At 32.8% G+C, this 15,088-nt stretch carries 13 protein-coding genes; 1 reads left to right on the forward strand and 12 read right to left on the reverse strand.

Annotated elements, in window-relative coordinates; genetic code table 11:
- Nucleotide 1: 1 nt before the first annotated feature.
- The 11 genes from ftsY to HMPREF2576_RS02885 form a co-directional block, all read right to left on the reverse strand.
- Nucleotides 2–1,228, reverse strand: a complete 1,227-nt coding sequence (ftsY, locus tag HMPREF2576_RS02835) for a signal recognition particle-docking protein FtsY (protein WP_001830080.1) — start codon at nucleotides 1,226–1,228, stop codon at nucleotides 2–4.
- Nucleotides 1,225–4,794 carry a chromosome segregation protein SMC gene (gene smc / locus HMPREF2576_RS02840; protein WP_001833035.1) on the reverse strand — a complete coding sequence of 1,190 codons (3,570 nt, stop codon included), beginning with the start codon at nucleotides 4,792–4,794 and terminating at the stop codon, nucleotides 1,225–1,227. The genes ftsY and smc overlap by 4 nt, the downstream gene beginning before the upstream one ends.
- A gap of 126 nt (nucleotides 4,795–4,920) precedes the next feature.
- Nucleotides 4,921–5,658, reverse strand: coding sequence for a ribonuclease III (gene rnc, locus HMPREF2576_RS02845; protein ID WP_001830158.1), 738 nt, complete (start codon nucleotides 5,656–5,658; stop codon nucleotides 4,921–4,923).
- A 114-nt stretch (nucleotides 5,659–5,772) separates the two neighbouring features.
- Nucleotides 5,773–6,006, reverse strand: coding sequence for an acyl carrier protein (locus HMPREF2576_RS02850; protein WP_001830184.1), 234 nt, complete (start codon nucleotides 6,004–6,006; stop codon nucleotides 5,773–5,775).
- Nucleotides 6,007–6,169: 163 nt separating this feature from the next.
- A complete protein-coding gene (fabG, locus tag HMPREF2576_RS02855) occupies nucleotides 6,170–6,904 on the reverse strand; it encodes a 3-oxoacyl-[acyl-carrier-protein] reductase (RefSeq protein WP_001830161.1) in 735 nt (244 codons plus the stop codon).
- Nucleotides 6,897–7,823, reverse strand: coding sequence for an ACP S-malonyltransferase (fabD, locus tag HMPREF2576_RS02860; RefSeq protein ID WP_001830062.1), 927 nt, complete (start codon nucleotides 7,821–7,823; stop codon nucleotides 6,897–6,899). Before fabD ends, fabG begins: the two co-directional genes overlap by 8 nt.
- A gap of 1 nt (nucleotide 7,824) precedes the next feature.
- A complete protein-coding gene (gene plsX, locus HMPREF2576_RS02865) occupies nucleotides 7,825–8,802 on the reverse strand; it encodes a phosphate acyltransferase PlsX (protein ID WP_001830112.1) in 978 nt (325 codons plus the stop codon).
- Between the two features lies 1 nt (nucleotide 8,803).
- Nucleotides 8,804–9,364, reverse strand: coding sequence for a transcription factor FapR (fapR, locus tag HMPREF2576_RS02870; RefSeq protein ID WP_001830099.1), 561 nt, complete (start codon nucleotides 9,362–9,364; stop codon nucleotides 8,804–8,806).
- Between the two features lie 158 nt (nucleotides 9,365–9,522).
- Entirely contained in the window at nucleotides 9,523–11,571 is a 2,049-nt protein-coding gene (recG, locus tag HMPREF2576_RS02875; protein WP_002456579.1) for an ATP-dependent DNA helicase RecG, read from the reverse strand.
- Between the two features lie 203 nt (nucleotides 11,572–11,774).
- Entirely contained in the window at nucleotides 11,775–13,433 is a 1,659-nt protein-coding gene (fakA, locus tag HMPREF2576_RS02880) for a fatty acid kinase catalytic subunit FakA (RefSeq protein WP_001830116.1), read from the reverse strand.
- A gap of 14 nt (nucleotides 13,434–13,447) precedes the next feature.
- Nucleotides 13,448–13,822 (reverse strand): Asp23/Gls24 family envelope stress response protein, encoded by a 375-nt coding sequence (locus HMPREF2576_RS02885; protein ID WP_001830156.1) that lies wholly within the window; start codon nucleotides 13,820–13,822, stop codon nucleotides 13,448–13,450.
- Nucleotides 13,823–14,179: 357 nt separating this feature from the next.
- On the opposite strand from HMPREF2576_RS02885, the gene rpmB reads away from it, so the two are divergent.
- Nucleotides 14,180–14,368 carry a 50S ribosomal protein L28 gene (rpmB, locus tag HMPREF2576_RS02890; protein ID WP_001830107.1) on the forward strand — a complete coding sequence of 63 codons (189 nt, stop codon included), beginning with the start codon at nucleotides 14,180–14,182 and terminating at the stop codon, nucleotides 14,366–14,368.
- Between the two features lie 82 nt (nucleotides 14,369–14,450).
- Here the strand turns inward: rpmB and HMPREF2576_RS02895 are convergent, their stop codons facing one another.
- Nucleotides 14,451–15,086, reverse strand: coding sequence for a thiamine diphosphokinase (locus HMPREF2576_RS02895; protein WP_001830164.1), 636 nt, complete (start codon nucleotides 15,084–15,086; stop codon nucleotides 14,451–14,453).
- Nucleotides 15,087–15,088 lie beyond the last annotated feature (2 nt).

The raw sequence follows: 15,088 nt of genomic DNA on the forward strand, positions 1-15,088 counted from the left end.
TTTAGTTACCTTCTTCAGATTCAACGGATGAATTTCTAGAGATTTCTTCAGGAATATCTTCATTTTGTTCTATCATATCAGCAAATAATCCATATACATAGCTTTCAGGATTAAACGGTTGTAAGTCATCCATTTTTTCGCCTAAACCAACATATTTAACTGGAATGTGTAACTCATTTCGAATTGCTAATACAATACCCCCTTTAGCAGTACCGTCTAATTTAGTTAAAACTATACCTGAGACATTTGTAACTTCCTTAAATGAACGTGCTTGTGAAAGTGCATTTTGACCAGTTGTTGCATCCAAACATAATAAAGCTTCATGGGGGGCATCAGGTATTGCACGATTAATCACACGTTTCATTTTATCTAACTCTTGCATTAAATTAGATTTATTTTGCAAGCGTCCTGCAGTATCACAAATTAAAATATCTACGCCTTTATTTTTTGCGGCATTAATCGCATCATATACTACTGCTGCAGGGTCAGAACCTTCGTTTTGGCTCACAACTTCAACACCAACACGTTCTCCCCAGACGTTTAATTGTTGAATTGCTCCAGCTCTGAAGGTATCACCAGCGGCTAACATTACTTTTTTACCTTCTTGTTGATAACGATAAGCTAATTTACCAATTGTTGTTGTTTTGCCGACACCATTCACACCAACCATCAGTATGACATTTAAACGTCCATCTTCAATATTCATTGCTTCAGAATGATCGTCCTCTTGATGATAGATTTCTACAATCTTCTCAACTATAACTTCTCTTAAGTCTTCTGTTTCTTGTATATTACGTCTTTGTGCTTCTGTACGTAGCTCATCAGTTAATTTCATAACGGTATTAAAACCAACGTCCGCAGTAATAAGCATTTCTTCCAGAGCTTCGAAGAAATCTTCGTCAACTTTTCTATATCGAGCAATTAAATTATTTAACTGTTCTTGGAAGTTTTGACGTGATTTTTCCAAACCGGCTTTGAATTTTGCTCCAATTTTTTGAGCTTCAATTTCTTCAAAATCTTCAATCGATATCAAACCATCTTCGTCAAAATCAGCTTCACTTAATTTTTTAGGTTTCTTTTTGGGTTTGACTTGTTCATCAGAATCATTCGGGTCCATTGAATCTGAGTCACTATTAGCATTTGAATCTACAGTTTCATCTAGGTCTTTTTGAATATCATCTTCACTTTTACTAGAAAATTTATCTTTCAGACGTTTAAAAAAACTCATGCTTGTTCCTCCTTCATAACCTCATCTATTGTATTTAGGTTGACGCTAACTAACTTAGAAACACCAGACTCTTGCATTGTTACACCATATAAACGATCAGAAAACTCCATCGTTCCCTTCCGATGTGTAATTACAATGAATTGTGTTTCTGTAGATAATTCATTTAAATATTGGGCATATCGTATCACATTCGCTTCATCTAATGCCGCTTCTACTTCATCTAGTATAACAAAAGGTGCTGATCGAACTTTGAGAATGGCGAACAATAATGCTATAGCACTTAAAGCACGTTCACCACCGCTTAATAATGAAAGATGTTGTAATTTCTTTCCTGGCGGTTGTACGATGATATCAACGCCAGCAGACAAATAGTCATCTTCAGTTAAACGAAGTTCTGCTTGTCCACCACCAAATAATTGCTTAAACACTGTCGTAAAATGATCTTGAACCGCATGAAATGTTGTCTTAAAACGTCCTTCAACTTCTTTATCCATTTCATGAATGATTTGTTCTAAGGTTTCTTTTGCTTCTCTTAAATCTGTTCGTTGCTCATTTAAAAATGTGTATCGTTCATTCAACTCTTCAAATTGTTCTATGGCATTTAAATTTACAGGACCTAATTCATCGATTGACATCTTCGTTAATTTTACTTTTTTACGCAAATTGTCAATAGTTTCATCAGAATCATATTCCATTCTTGCACGTTCTACTGTGAGTTGATACGTGTCATTTAAATGATCTATTGCATGGTTGATTAATACATCTAGCTTTGATTGTTTTGCTTTAATATCTTGATAATGATTTTCTATAGAAAGTATATCTTGATGACATTTTTGAAGCTGACTTTCATTTATTTCGATTTTCTCATTAAGATCTTTACGTTGCTGTTTAATCTCACTAAGTTGTTGATTTAAATTTTGTCTTACATTTTCTTGTTGCTGAATTTGCTCTTTCAACTTTTCAAAAGCATCTTTACCCATCATTTCATCTGAATTAAACAATTTGATTTTTTCATTTACTTCAATTTTTTGACGTTCTGAATCGCTAAGTTGTTTATCTAAACGTTCATAAACTTGCTTTTGCGATTTAATTCGCTCTTTAACAACAGCTAAATCAGATTGTTTTTGATGTAGTTGTTGTTGTGTTTGATGTGTCGAAGCTTTTCCTTCTTTTGATAATTGTGTATATCTTTCAATATCACTTTCTAGTTGCTTCAATTGTTGTTGTATCTCAATTAAATGATTTTGTTTTTCTTTTAATGTTTCTTTACTTTTATCACTTTGATATCCATCATTTTTTTCAAATTCAAACTCTTCATGTTCATTTTTAAGATGTGCTTCTTGTGTTTTTAGTCTATCCAGTTCTAATTCGTGATGATGTACTTGTTCTTTTAAATTGTTGTACTGCTGACTTGCACTAAAATATTGTTCACTTAATTGTTCAGCTTGTGTTTTTTGTTCTTTAAACTGACGTTCAAATTCTGCTGTTTGTCGTTGATAATCTTCAAGTTGATTTCGCATTGTTGATAATTCATCTTTTTGTGACAATATACTTTTTGTTTTACGTGCTCCTCCTCCTGTCATGGAACCACCAGGATTTACAACATCACCTTCTAAAGTTACTATTCTTGTCCGATATCGAATGGCACGTGCAAGTTCATTTGCATGTTTTAAATTTTCTACAATGATGGTATTACCTAATAAATTTTCAATGATGTTTTGATATTTAGCAGATACATTTATGGCATCAGATGCAATATTAATGAACCCTTGTGAACCACGAGCTACATCTTTAATGTCAGCAGCTACATGTCTTGGTTGAATCACGTTTAATGGTAAAAAAGTAGCACGACCTAAACCTCTTTGCTTCAAGTACTGGATTGCTTGGCGACCGTCTTTTTCATTATCAACAATAACGTGCTGTAACGATGCACCTAAGGCGGTTTCAATCGCTTGTGTCATTTCTGAAGGAACGTTAATCACTTCTGCAACCGCACCATGAATTCCTCTTAATTCTTTATCTTTTGCTTTCAAAATGTGCTTTACACCATTAAAGAAATACGTGTAATCTTCCTCTTGAGTAGCTAAACTATCAATTCTTGATTTTAACTTTTCATTATAACGATAGGCTTGATATAGTTTATTTTCATATTCAGATAGAAGTCTTTTAGAATCTGTCAACTGTTGTTCTAATTGTTGAATATTTTGTTCTACTTTTTCCATAGATTTCTTAGAACTTTGGTATTCCTTTTGTGTTTGAGTAATATTTTGTTGAATGTCTTTAAGTTGATTGAAAGCCTCTACTAAACGCGAATCTAATCGTGATTTTTTTGCTTCATTTTCATTGATTGTATGTTCTAAAAATCTTATATCATTATTAACATCTGATTGTTCTGACATCAATGTATAATAACTATTTTTAATTTCTTCTAGTTTTTCGTCGTGTTGTTCATCGGATATATAAAGAAGTGACTCTAATTCTTGAACTTCCTTGTTTAATTGCTTTTGCTTATTTTTTAACTCAGCTAATAATTTTTCATTTTGGGCTTTTTCATTTTTAATAGAATCAATTTGTGATTCTAAATTATCTAATTCTTCCTCATATCTTGCATTTGTTTCTGATTGGTTTTTCTTTCGTTCTTCTAATACATTTAGCTTACCTGATAATTGCTCATAATTCTCAGTTGCTTTAACTAATTCATAATTTAACTTTTCAATGTCATAATCGTTTTGTTGACGTTTACCTTTATATTTTTGTAGTAACTGATTGATTTGAGCTTGTTGACCTTCTTTCTCAGCCTGTTGACTCTTTAGGTGATTTAAACGCTCATCTAATCGCTGATTATCTTCAGTATAATGATCAATGTCAGATACTGTAACGATGACATCACTTTGCTCCATCTCTTTAGATAATTGCTTATATTCTTTAGCAATGGCCGCCTCTTCTTTTAACGGTTCCACTCGTCCCTCTAAATCATATAAGATATCTTCGACTCGATTAAGATTATCTTCAGTATGGTCAAGTTTTTGAATCGATTCAGCTTTACGTTTTTTATATTTAAGTACTCCGGCAGATTCTTCAATAATTTGTCGACGATTGATTGGTTTTGCATTCAATATTTCATCTACTCTTCCTTGAGAAATAATACTAAATGCTTCCTTTCCAAGTCCTGAATCGAGAAATAAATCTATAATATCCTTTAACCGTGCACGATCATTATTTAAATAATATTCACTCTCACCACTTCGATAGAGACGGCGTGTGACAACTAATTCCTCAGAATCAATTTGTAGTTTTTGTGAATGATTATCTAATTTAAGTTTTACTTCAGCAAAATTTTGAGCTTTTCTATGTTCAGCACCTGAAAAAATGATATCTTCCATTTTAGCACCGCGTAGTGATTTGGCAGACTGTTCACCTAGTACCCATTTAATTGCATCAGTAATATTACTTTTACCACTTCCATTAGGACCAACAATAGCTGTCACACCTTTATCAAATTGAACATTGGTATGGTCGGCAAAAGATTTAAATCCTATGGCATCAATTGATTTTAAATAAACCATTGTATTCTCCTTATCACAGTCGTGTTGAGTTGATAAGCTTGGGGCTATATTAACAATTATTAAAAATTATCAATATAGATTAAAGCTTTATATGATAATCAATCATAGATTATCATATTTTTATAATTATAATGATTTTTTATTTTTCATTAGTTTATACGCTTGTTCTGCTGCCTTTTGTTCGGATTCTTTCTTTGTCTTTCCTTTACCCTCTGCAACTGCTTTATTTTCTAAAATCACTTCCGATGTAAATAGTCTATGATGTGCGGGACCCTCTTCTTTAATTAATTGGTATGTCACATCTCCTTTATTTTGGCTATGCACATATTCTTGGAATTGTGTTTTAAAGTCTACGACACCAACAAGCTCGTCATCTTCTACATACGGAAAGATGACTTTTTCAGCAAATGTCCATACTGAATCTAAACCTTGATCTAAATATAGTGCACCTACAAAAGCTTCAAATGCATCTGAAATAAGGGAAGGTCTTGTTCTGCCTCCTGTCTTCTCTTCACCTTTACCTAATAAAATCAGTTCGTTTAATTTAATTTTATTCGCAAATATCACAAGTGAAGGTTCACAAACAATTGTTGCGCGCATCTTTGTCAAATTACCTTCTGGTAAATGAGGATGTCTGTCAAAAAGATAGCGTGAAACCGTCAATTCTAATACCGCATCACCTAAAAATTCTAAGCGTTCGTTGTGTTCTAAACGATTCATATTAAAGTCATTAATAAAACTTGAATGAGAGAATGCCTGTTGATATAAATCAATATTTTTAAAATGTAATCCTAACGACTTCATTTTATCAGTAAATTTTTGTTGAAAATTATGTACCATTTCTTTCTTTTTCTGGTTAGCCACAACCTAACCTCCTAACTATAAATTTCAAAAGCTTAATTTAATTTTACGTGAAAACAGACTAAAACTAAAGAAAAAATCTGAGCCGACGAAAAGACGACTCAGATATTAATCATTTTATTTTTCAAGGCTGTTGATGTATTTAACAGCATCACCAACAGTGTTGATTTTTTCTGCTTCTTCATCAGGAATTTCAGTACCAAATTCGTCTTCTAATTCCATTACTAATTCAGCGATATCAAGTGAGTCAGCGCCTAAATCATCTTTGAATGATGCGTCTTCTGTTACCTTATCAGCATCTACGCCTAAACGATCAACGATGATGTCTTTTACTTTATCGAAGTTTTCCACGTCGCTTCACCTCCTTTTAAAGAGTCTTTTGATAGACTATTTTATTTTCCCATTTTACTTTCTAAAATACAAGTAGAATTTTAGAAACACTTAATACAATAAGTATTTAGTGTTTCTTATACATGAGCCTCAGCTCATGTGTTCGTTTGCTCCTTTTCGAACATTACATATACATTCCACCGTTAACATGAATTGTTTGGCCTGTAATATATTTAGCTTTATCAGAAGCTAGGAAAGCAACAGTATTAGCTATATCTGTATCTTCTCCAAAACGTTTTAAAGGAATTTGCTCTAACATTTGATCCTTCAAATCATCACTTAAAGCATTTGTCATGTCTGAAACGATGAAACCAGGTGCTACAGCGTTCACTGTAATACCTCGTGATGCTAGTTCTCGTGCTGCAGTTTTTGTTAATCCAATGACACCTGCTTTTGTTGCAACATAGTTTGCTTGTCCAGGATTACCCATTGCACCAACAATACTAGTTAGATTAATGATTGCACCACTACGTTGACGCAACATTTGTGGCGTTACTTTTTGAATACAGTTAAACACACCTTTTAAGTTCGTATCAATCACGTCATCCCATTCTTGTTCTTTCATACGCATAAGTAAGTTGTCTTTAGTTATCCCTGCATTGTTAACCAATACATCTACAGAACCAAACTGACTTACCACTTCTTTAATCATTTCTTTAACTTCATCGCCTTTTGCAACATTGGCTTGTATTGCAAAGCTTTCTACACCTTTAGCTTTAATTTCTTCAACAACTGCTTCTGCTTTATCTTTACTTCCAGCATAATTGACAGCTACATTATATCCTTCTTCCGCTAATTGCAATGCAATGCTTCTACCAATACCACGAGAAGCACCTGTAACTAAAGCACTTTTATTCATGATTATTCCATCCTTTCACATCTTCGAGTGTTTGAATTGAAGTGATTTTTACATCTCGATTTATTTTTTTGATAAGCCCAGATAATACTTTTCCCGGTCCAATTTCAATAAAGTGATCGACACCTTGATTAATCAACCACTTCGTTGATTGAATAAATTGAACAGGTGAATATAATTGTTTAACCATATTGCGTTTAATTACTTCAGCATCGGTTTCTCCCTTTGCATTAACATTCTGAACAACTGGATAATTAGCATTATGCCATTCAAATTGATTAATGAAATTAGCAAAATCCTCTTCAATAACTTTCATCATTGAAGAATGAAAAGGACCGGAAACAGCTAATGGAAGAACGCGTTTAGCACCAAGTTCTTTGCCCTTTTTTACTAATTCATCAATTAAAGATTTATGTCCAGACACCACGATTTGACCTGGTGAGTTAATATTAGCAGGTTCAATTAACTGTTCTTTTGTAGATAACGTTTGACATATCTTATCAACATCATCATAATCCAAACCTAATACTGCTGCCATACCTCCAACACCGTTAGGAAACGCTCGAGCCATAAGTTGGCCACGTTTACGCACAATTCTAACCGCATCTTCAAAAGATAATACACCACTAGCAACTAAGCTTGAATATTCTCCTAAGCTATGTCCCATAGTATAATCTACTTTTAAATGATTTAATGATTCTAGTAACGCAACACTATGTGTTAATAGTGCAGGTTGTGTATTTTCTGTTTCTCCTAATTTCCCATCATTATCAGTAAACATCGTTTCTAGCAAATCAAAGTCTACTGTCTCTTGAGCTAAATTTAATACTCGAGTCGAGCGTTCCTCTTCATTATATAAGTCACTAGCCATCCCTACTTTTTGTGCACCTTGGCCTGGGAATACAACTGCTATTTTACCCATTTTACTCACCTACTGTATCTTTCATAATTTGAACGATATTCTCTTCACCAGCAATTTTTGCTTGTTTAATTGCAGAATAAAATGCTTTAGCGTTTGAACTACCATGAGCTTTTACAACCGTACCATCTAAACCTAATAATACTGATCCACCGTATTCAGAGTAGTCCATTTTCTTAGCAAATGTTTCTAAATCTTTTTTCAATACTGCACCAGCTAATTTATTTTTGAAGCTACTCATTATTGTTTCTTTCAACATTTTACCTATAGATTTTGCAGTACCTTCAAGATTTTTAAGAACCATGTTCCCTGTATAACCATCTGTTACTACGACATCAACATTTCCATCCATAAGTGTTTTTGCTTCAATATTACCTGTAAAGTTAAATGATTGATTTTTCTCAAATAAATCATATGCTTTTTTAGTTAAAGAATTTCCTTTAGCTGCTTCAGTGCCAATATTAAGAAGTGACACCGAAGGATTTTGAATACCACGAATTTTTTGAGCGTAAATATTTCCTAATTGCGCATATTGTAGTAAATGTTCTGCTTTAGCATCAGCATTGGCACCAACATCTAAGAACACAAACCCTTTGCCATCAGTAGTGGGCAATGTTACAACTAATGCAGGTCTCGCTACGCCTTTAATACGTCCAACAATAAATAATCCAGCCGACATTAAAGCTCCTGTATTTCCAGCTGATACACAACCATCAGCTTCTCCTGATTTTACCGCCTCAGCCATCTTAACCATCGAGCTATCTTTTTTACGCTTAATTGCACGTACTGGTTCATCTTCCATTTCAATCTTTTCAGTACAATGTCTAAACTCTATTCGCTCATGACTTAAATTGTATTGTGATTCGTCACCAAAAAGAATAATTTCCAAATCTTTAAAGTCCTCGACAGCTTTTTTAACTGCATCTAATACAATACCAGGCGCATCATCCCCGCCCATCATATCTACTGCAATTTTAACCATTTCATTCATCCTCACTTGTATAGTACATTTTGAATTTACCTTTAAAAACTAACATATCTGAAACATAAGAATTCACTTCAATAATATAATGCTTATCTGTTATATCTATGACACGGGCATCTGCTCGAACTGTATCATTTAATTTTACTTTTTCTTTAAATTCAACTTGACTTTCATGTGTCAATACTATTGGTTTATGTATAAGAGCTACACATAATGAGTTAGCTTGTGCAAATAAGACGTGCCCTCTAGCAATCTCACTTTTTGCAAAAACAGAATCAATTGTAATTTCAATTAAAGATTGTGCGCTAACATCAGGATTCACTTGAATCAAATCACCTATAATTTCATTGGCTTCTATTGATTTAATTCGTCCATAATTTTGTTCAGCTACCAATTTAATTCTTTTACGTAACTCAGGAATATTTAAATGCGTGCGATCTAAACGTATAGTTTGAATACTTACATCAAACTTCTCACACAATTCATAATCAGTGATGAAGGGGTTTAATTCGATAGCCTCTTTAATGGCTACTCGTCTATCGTTTTTCTTTAATTTCAAACGCTCACCCCTCATTTTAGTACCAAGTCTTAAATATTCCTTAAATATCATAACACTTTCTTTATCTATTACTCAACAATAAACTGTATCAATCTATATTCAGCTGATTGTATCTTTTAATAAAATCAAAATATATCTTTGAATAGTATAATATTTTTCTAATCGAAACGAATATGGCGTAAGTTTTGTTTAATAAACTCTCTTAAATGACTATATTGTTGTTCGAAAAATTGGCCAGATTGTATAAGTTCTGCTGCTTCATCTCTAGCAACTTCAAGCATACGATAATCTTCTACTACATTTGCTACAAGAAAGTCTGGAAGACCGCTTTGTTTTACTCCAAAGAAATCCCCTGGACCTCTCATTTCTAAATCTCTTTCACTTAATTCGAATCCATCAGTAGTTTGAGTCATAATGGTCATACGTTCAATACCTGTTTCAGTCTTGGGAGATGCAATTAATACACAATAACTTTGATGTTCACTACGACCAACACGCCCACGTAATTGATGTAATGTAGATAAACCGAATCGATCTGCATCATAAATCATCATAAACGTTGCATTAGGTACATTTACACCTACCTCAACTACAGTAGTAGAAACTAAAATATCTATTTCATGTTCACTGAATTTTTGCATGACTTGATCTTTATCTTCTGCAGACATTTTCCCATGTAATAATCCAACTTTTTCATTACCATAATCACTTTGTAAGGATTCATAAAGTGCCACAACATTTTGTACATCTTCTAAATGCTCAGAGCTCTCAATTAATGGACAGATGACATAGGCTTGTCTACCTTTTTTTAATTCATTCGACATTTGTGCAAGTACTTGATCATATTGTTCATGTTTGGCCCAACTTGTTTTTATAGGTTTTCTCCCTTTTGGTAATTGTTTAATTGAAGATACATCCATTTCACCGAAAACAGAAATAGCGAGTGTTCTAGGGATTGGTGTCGCTGTCATAAACAATACATTTGTCATTGCACCTTTTTCTCTTAGAATTTGTCGTTGGTTAACACCAAATCGGTGCTGTTCATCTGTAATGACTAATCCAACATTATTGAAGACTACATCATCTTGAATCAAGGCGTGTGTACCAATCAAACAATCGATAGTTCCATTTTCTAATTGCTCTAAAAGAAGTCGTCTTTTTTTCCCTTTAACAGAACCAGTTAATAAAGCTACGTTCATTGTATTACCAAATAGTTGTATTAAACTTTCAGCGTGCTGTTCAGCTAAAATCTCCGTGGGAACCATTAATGCAGATTGATAGCCTGCAGTTTTTAAGGCGTACATACAAATTGCTGCTACCACAGTTTTGCCAGATCCAACATCACCTTGTAACAACCGATGCATACGAATAGGCGCCTTTAAATCACGAAATATTTCATTGACACTAACTTTTTGAGCGTCAGTTAACTCAAATGGCAAACTATCAATAAATTGTTTTACTTTATTTATATCGTAATTAATTTCAATAGCCTCATCTGATGTCTTTTCTAAGCGATTTAACCATTGCATACGTAGCTCAAACATAAATAGCTCTGTAAATGCATAAGTCCGTCTAGCTCTTAGCAAATTTTGTTTATTAATAGGATGATGTAGTGTTTGTATTGTATAAGCTAAAGTTTCTAATTTATACTTTTCTCTGAGGTCATCAGTTAACCATTCATGAATTGTAACATCACTAAGCGCCTGTCTAATATTATCGCGTAACTGCTTTTGCTTTATTCCTTCTTTAATCCTATATATTGGTTCTAAATGAGTATCCTCTTGATTTTTTTGATCTTTAAAAAATATACGATTACCATTAATCTCTTGTTTATTACGATTCCATTTCCCTTTTATAGTGACAATACTATTTAGTTCAAGTTTCTTTTTTAAATAAGGTTGATTAAAAAATACGCATTTAACAGCGATATGATTTATCATAAGATGGACAGTTAGTTTCGATTTATTACGACCAAAAAAAGCAACAGTTGGACTGGAATAAACCTCACCTTGCACTGTTACAGTTGCTTGATCGTCTGCTTGATTTAAGTCAATAACAGTATTATCTTCATAACGTGTTGGTAAATATAATACTAAATCTTCAACTGATTTAATATTTAATTCTTCTAACAACGCTAAACGTTTCGGACCTATACCTTTAATTTTATCTAATGCATATGGGCTCTCAATAAGATGAACTTTTGACATGATGAATCACCTATTATTTTCATTATCTTTAATCTCAACATCTATTCTACCATGTTCAATTGATTAATTTGCATTTCACGGGTTAATTATATGAACACTTCACTATTAAAATTCTCATTAATATATAAAAATAACGATTAGTGAGTTAAATTCACTAACCGTTAGTTCGACTATTTATTATCAAAAAGTAAATAGCATTTCATTTATTCTACTGCGAAGAAATATTGATAAATAGGTTGTCCACCTTCATGTTGTTCCACTTCTACATCAGGGTACTCCGATTCAATCCAATTAATGATTTGGTTTGTAATTGAATTATCAGCATCTTCGCCTGAAATCATTGTTAAAATTTCGCTATCTTCATTAAGAAGTTTGCTGAGTAGACCTTTTACTGCATGAAATTGATTAACATCACTTGTCACAATTTTGTCTTCAGCTAGACCCATGAATTCATCTTTCTTGATTTCAATACCGTCTATTTTAGTATCTCTAACTGCAAAAGTAATTGAACCAGATTGAACAGTTTCCAAAGCATCACTCATATGGCGTTTATTATCTTCTAAACTAGATTCTAAATCATATTGGAATAAGGCTGATATTCCCTGTGGAATAGATTTAGTAGGAATCACTACAGTTTCAGCTTCTACAATACTAGCTGCTTGTTCACTGGCCATCATAATATTTTTATTGTTTGGTAAGATAATTGCACGTTTACATTGTGATTGTTCAATAACTTTAACTATATCTTCAGTAGAAGGGTTCATTGTTTGCCCTCCACTAATAATGTGCGTTGCTCCCATAGATTTAAATAATTCAGCAATCCCATCGCCTACAGAAATTGTAACAATAGCTGTTTCAACTGTTTTGGATTCATTAGCTTCTTTATTTTGAAGTCCATCTTGTTCCTTACGAATAACTTCACGATGTTGTTCACGCATGTTTTCTACTTTAAGTTTAATTAGTTCACCATATTTTTGACCATAATTAAATACATCACCCGGATGTTCTGTATGTACGTGCACTTTAACAATTTCATCATCATTAATTACTAATAACGAATCACCGAATTCACTCATATCATTACGAAATTCTTGCTCGTCGAATGCTTTTTTATTTTTACCAAATCGAACCATCATTTCCGTACAATAACCGTAAACAATATCCTCTGTATTAATAACCCCATGAAAATCATGATCATCATTAACAAATGATTCAGTATCAAGTTTAGGTGCTTGTGCTTCTATTTTTTCGCCTTTAAGACCCTTTAAGAAGCCTTCATAAACGCATAATAAACCTTTACCACCACTATCAACAACGCCTACTTCTTTAAGTACTGCTAATAAATTAGGCGTATTATCTAGAGATTCGCTTGCAGCTTCAATCAGATGTGCCATTAAATCAACGCAATCTTCAGCTTGATCCACGTAATCCATTGCCGCTTTTGCTGCATCTTTGGCTACTGTTAAAATCGTTCCCTCTACCGGTTTCATAACTGCCTTATAAGCTGTTTCAACTCCAGCTTGAAAACTCTCAGCAAACTGTTGCACGCTTATTTCTTTTTCTTCTTCAATATTCTTACAAAAACCTCTGAATAATTGAGAAAGAATAACACCTGAATTACCACGAGCCCCCATAAGTAATCCTTTTGAAAATGTTTTACCTAACTCTCCAATATTTTGAGATAAATTATTTTCGACTTCCTCACGACCAGAAGTAATAGTTAAATTCATATTTGTCCCTGTATCTCCATCTGGAACAGGATAGACGTTTAATGAATCCACTAAGTCTGCATTATTTGATAAATTTTGTGCCCCTTGTATAATCATATCGGCAAATAATTTACCATTTATTTTGCTAATCATTTCACGTTGTCCTCCTAAACCTTTTTCACTGTCTCATTTACACGTACACCTTGTACGAAAATATTTATTGAATTAACTTTCACATTTAGTGTTTTTTCTAAAGTATATTTAACAGTTGATTGAAGATTGCTTGCTACTTCAGAAATTTTCACACCATAGCTCACGATGATATACATGTCTACATCAATAATTCCGTTGTCTTCTCTAACTTTAATGCCTTTAGCATAGTTATCGTGTCCAAGGATTTCAGCGATACCATCTCTAACTTGTTGTCTTGATGCCATACCAACAATTCCATAACTTTCAACGGCTTTGCCACCAACTACTGATGCAATTACATCATTTGAAATATCAATTTTACCGTAGTCATTTGAAATTTCTAATGTCATATCTGTTCCTCCTGAAAATTTCAGAGTTTTATTTTTAAAGCGTTATGCCTAGGTTATTTAATTAATGCCTTAAATACTTTAAAAATCAAATCATTGTTGATGCTTTAAATTAATAAAATTTGTATTTTTAAAAATTAGGTTTACATTGTTTGTAAATTTATCTAATTAATTTAACTGTTTCTTTACAGTATCATACTATATAACTCCACATCACACAATTATAGCATAATAAATTGCATTTTATTGTAATTTTTATAATTTATAAAAGTCTTTATTGCCGACAATCTCATTATGTGTTATCTTATTAAAGTATATAAGTAGTAGTGTGTATTTATATTTATTAAAGGAGGTACTTTCATGGGTAAACAATGTTTCGTAACAGGTCGTAAAGCTTCGACTGGTAATCATCGTTCACACGCTTTAAATGCGAATAAACGCAGATGGAACGCTAACCTTCAAAAAGTTAGAATCCTTGTAGACGGCAAACCAAAGAAAGTTTGGGTTTCTGCACGTGCTTTAAAATCTGGTAAAGTTACTAGAGTTTAATAAATATAATGCACATAATAAAAATATCCTTATGTGGAGGATAAATTTTAAGACCTTAAAGGTGAGACCTTTAAGGTCTTTTTTAGTCACGACTACGTATTTTTAAAACTGTTCCTTGTTCAACTCGAATGATTGCTTCATTAACCTTTACTTCATTTGAAATTGTGAGTGTAGAGCCTAAATTTAAGTGTTCTTGATTTAAATTATATTTGAAACCCTGTAAAGTTAATATAGTTTTATCATTTAGAGGGATAAACGATATATATGGATAAGTACTATCTCTGTTGATTACATACTTACCTTCATTTAATAATTGAATATGATTTTGTTGATCAATGACTTTTATTTTTATAGATTGATGTAAGTATTGAGGTTTTTGTAAAATTTGAAGCACACCCATAAAGTGGTCTAACCGACCGCCTGTTGCACCATAAATTGTAATTTCTGTGTATCCTCTTTCAACTGCTTGAGCTACTCCTAAAGCTAAATCAGTATCATCTTTTTCAGCTTCAACCGGTTCGATTTGAAGATTTTTCATCAACATCAAACGTTCTTCATTATTCACTGAGTCAAAATCACCTACAGAAAATATAGGTTGAATACCTTGTTTTACGAGTATAAGCGCACCTCTATCAATACCTGCCCAATTAGAATCTTTTTCTTTTTCAAAAATATGATTAGGTAATAAACGTTGAGAACATAATAAATTAATCTTCACAT

Source organism: Staphylococcus sp. HMSC063F05, from assembly GCF_001837075.1.
Classification (GTDB): domain Bacteria; phylum Bacillota; class Bacilli; order Staphylococcales; family Staphylococcaceae; genus Staphylococcus; species Staphylococcus epidermidis.

Bases quoted from the DNA above. Each gene is read 5' to 3' on its own strand.
- recG (WP_002456579.1), bottom strand. From the start codon at position 11,571: ATGTCAAAAGTTCATCTTATTGAGAGCCCATATGCATTAGATAAAATT.
- ftsY (WP_001830080.1), bottom strand. From the start codon at position 1,228: ATGAGTTTTTTTAAACGTCTGAAAGATAAATTTTCTAGTAAAAGTGAA.
- plsX (WP_001830112.1), bottom strand. From the start codon at position 8,802: ATGGTTAAAATTGCAGTAGATATGATGGGCGGGGATGATGCGCCTGGT.
- fabG (WP_001830161.1), bottom strand. From the start codon at position 6,904: ATGAATAAAAGTGCTTTAGTTACAGGTGCTTCTCGTGGTATTGGTAGA.
- rpmB (WP_001830107.1), top strand. From the start codon at position 14,180: ATGGGTAAACAATGTTTCGTAACAGGTCGTAAAGCTTCGACTGGTAAT.
- fakA (WP_001830116.1), bottom strand. From the start codon at position 13,433: ATGATTAGCAAAATAAATGGTAAATTATTTGCCGATATGATTATACAA.
- HMPREF2576_RS02885 (WP_001830156.1), bottom strand. From the start codon at position 13,822: ATGACATTAGAAATTTCAAATGACTACGGTAAAATTGATATTTCAAAT.
- smc (WP_001833035.1), bottom strand. From the start codon at position 4,794: ATGGTTTATTTAAAATCAATTGATGCCATAGGATTTAAATCTTTTGCC.
- fabD (WP_001830062.1), bottom strand. From the start codon at position 7,823: ATGGGTAAAATAGCAGTTGTATTCCCAGGCCAAGGTGCACAAAAAGTA.